Origin of the sequence: Brevundimonas sp. (assembly GCF_016463295.1) — a bacterium.
GTDB lineage: Bacteria > Pseudomonadota > Alphaproteobacteria > Caulobacterales > Caulobacteraceae > Brevundimonas.
The window spans coordinates 1-3086 of sequence record NZ_JAEMRO010000140.1; the positions used below are offsets into that span (position 1 = coordinate 1).

A 3086-nucleotide genomic window follows, 5' to 3' on the forward strand; every position below is an offset into this window, starting at 1 on the left:
CGGCGCTCGACGCCAAGGTCGTCACCCTGCACAGCCGCATCAAGGCGCGCTGGACCGAGCTGGACGCCGACGGCAATGAGGTGACCAAGGTCATCGACACGACGCCGGGCCGGATGAAGCTGGCCGCCCTGCTGCCGCGCAACCCGAACGTCGGCTACCGCCTGCTCGAGAAGAACCTGACCAAGAAGGAGATCGGGAACCTGATCGACGTGGTCTATCGCCACTGCGGTCAGAAGGCGACGGTCATCTTCGCCGACCAGATGATGGGCCTGGGCTTCCGCGAGGCGGCCAAGGCGGGCATCTCGTTCGGCAAGGACGACATCGTCATTCCGGCGAAGAAGGCCGAGCTGGTCGCCGAAACCCGCACCCAGGTCGAGGAGTACGAGCAACAGTACGCCGACGGCCTGATCACGCGCGGCGAGAAGTACAACAAGGTGGTCGACGCCTGGGCCAAGGCCACGGACCGGATCGCCGACGCCATGATGGGCGAGATCGCGCAGCCGCGCGTGCTGATCGAGGGCGAAAACCCCGACATCAACTCGGTCTATATGATGGCCAACTCCGGCGCCCGGGGTTCGCAGGCCCAGATGAAGCAGCTGGGCGGCATGCGCGGCCTGATGGCCAAGCCGTCGGGCGAGATCATCGAGACGCCGATCATCTCGAACTTCAAGGAAGGCCTGACCGTCCTCGAATACTTCAACTCCACCCACGGGGCCCGCAAGGGTCTGGCCGACACCGCGCTGAAGACCGCCAACTCGGGCTATCTGACGCGTCGTCTGGTCGACGTGGCCCAGGACTCGATCGTCACCGAGGACGATTGCGGCTCGACGCGGGGCATCACCCTGCGCGCCGTGGTCGAAGGCGGCGACGTTCTGGTCTCGCTGGGTCAGCGGGTTCTGGGTCGCTATGCGGCCGAGGACATCCGCGAGCCGGGTGGCGACAAGATCCTGTTCCCGGCGGACACCTATCTGCAGGAAGAGGAAGTCGAGGCCATCGATGCGGCTGGCGTCCAGTCCATCAAGGTCCGCTCGGCCCTGACCTGCGAGGCCGAGGCCGGCATCTGCGGCATGTGCTACGGTCGTGACCTGGCGCGCGGCACCAACGTCAACATCGGTGAAGCGGTCGGCGTCATCGCCGCCCAATCCATCGGCGAGCCGGGCACCCAGCTGACGATGAGGACCTTCCACATCGGCGGTACGGCCCAGGTGGCGGAAACCTCGTTCTACGAAGCGACCAATGCCGGTGTCGCCAAGATCAACGGCCCGACCGTCAAGGCCGCGCACGGCGATCTGGTGGCCATGAGTCGCAACGTCACCATCACCGTGGTGGTCGACGGCAAGGACCGCGAGACCCACAAACTGCCTTACGGTGCCCGCCTGCGGGTGACCGAGGGTGCGGACATCGCGCGCAGCCAGCGTCTGGCGGAGTGGGACCCCTATACCTCTCCGATCCTGACGGAAGTCGGGGGCACGATCCGGTTCGAGGACCTGGTCGACGGCCTGTCGGTCCGCGAGGAAACCGACGAAGCGACGGGTATCGCCCAGCGCGTCGTCAGCGACTGGCGGGCCAGCCCGCGCGGTGCGGACCTGCGTCCGGCCATGGGCGTCACCAACGGCGACACCTATGCCAAGTTGGCCTCGGGCTCCGACGCCCGCTACCTGCTGCCGGTTGGGGCCGTTCTTTCGGTGTCCAACGGTGACGTGGTCAAGCCGGGCGAGATCATCGCCCGCGTTCCGACCGAGGGTGCCAAGACGCGCGACATCACCGGTGGTCTGCCGCGGGTGGCCGAGCTGTTCGAAGCCCGTCGTCCCAAGGACTGCGCGGTCATCGCCGAGATGGACGGCCGCGTCGAATTCGGTCGCGACTACAAGAACAAGCGCCGCATCAAGATCACGCCGGAGCCGGATGCCGATGGCAACCAGGGCGAACCGGTCGAGTTCCTGATCCCCAAGGGCAAGCACATCTCCGTCCACGACGGCGATCTGATCCAGAAGGGCGACTACATCATCGACGGCAACCCGGATCCGCACGATCTGCTGCGCATCCAGGGCGTCGAGGCGCTGGCCGAGTATCTGGTGAACGAGGTGCAGGAGGTCTACCGACTGCAGGGCGTGCCGATCAACGACAAGCACATCGAAGTCATCGTGCGTCAGATGCTGCAGAAGGTCGAGGTGATCGACGCCGGTGAAACCACCCTGATCCGCGGCGACACGGTCGAGGTGGCCGAGGCGGCTCTGGAGAACGCCAAGGTCGAGAAGCGCGGCGGTCGTCCGGCCATCACCCAGCCGGTTCTGCTGGGCATCACCAAGGCGTCGCTGCAGACCCGCAGCTTCATCTCGGCGGCCTCTTTCCAGGAGACTACGCGCGTCCTCACCGAGGCTTCGGTCCACGGCAAGAAGGACATGCTGGAAGGCCTGAAGGAGAACGTCATCGTCGGCCGTCTGATCCCGGCCGGTACGGGCGCCTATCTGCGGTCGCTGCAGAAGATCGCCAACGAGCGCGACGCCGAACTGACCCAGGCCCGCGAAGACGCGATCGAGCCGCTGCCGGCCGATCTGCAACTGGAGCTGGAGAGCAGCGAAGGCTGATCTCCGGTTACGGATGTGATGAACTGTAGAGGGCGGCGCCGGCGACGGGGCCGCCCCTTCTTTTATGCGTCAGTCCTTCCAGCGCTCCCTAGGGGCCGAGGCGCCGGGGGTGACAGGGGCGCCGGCGGCGCGGTGGCCGTCGCGGCCTGTCTGTACGTTCTGGCGGGAATCCGGCGCCAGGGACGGGTCCAGGTGGGCGCCCGCACAGCCCGTGCCGAAGTTCGAGCCGACACAGTCCGCCGGACCGACGACCCCGACCCCGCCGGACAGGGGGCGGCGCGTCGCCTCCCACTCCGCCAGACGGCGCGCCCCCTCGCGGGCGAAGCGGGCGTCGCGCTCGGGGTTGCCCGAGCCGGTGATGGGCGCCGCGTTCTCGCCCCTTCGGGCGAACTCATTGCGGCAATGCTGTCGCTCCATCTCGTTCAACAGGTCGGGCGAGGCGCAGCCGGGCAGGCCCTGGCGCAGGGTGCGGGCCATGGCCCCGCTGCGGTTTGAAGG

General features: G+C 67.4%; 1 protein-coding gene and 1 pseudogene. One reads left to right on the top strand and one right to left on the bottom strand.

From position 1 onward, the window contains the following. A pseudogene (locus tag JHC81_RS14190) lies at window positions 1-2588 on the top strand (DNA-directed RNA polymerase subunit beta'); the annotation flags it as partial. Between the two features lie 69 nt (window positions 2589-2657). Here JHC81_RS14190 and JHC81_RS14195 read toward each other — a convergent pair. Further along, a partial coding sequence (locus JHC81_RS14195; RefSeq protein ID WP_292175759.1) for a hypothetical protein occupies window positions 2658-3086 on the bottom strand: 429 nt, incomplete at its 5' end.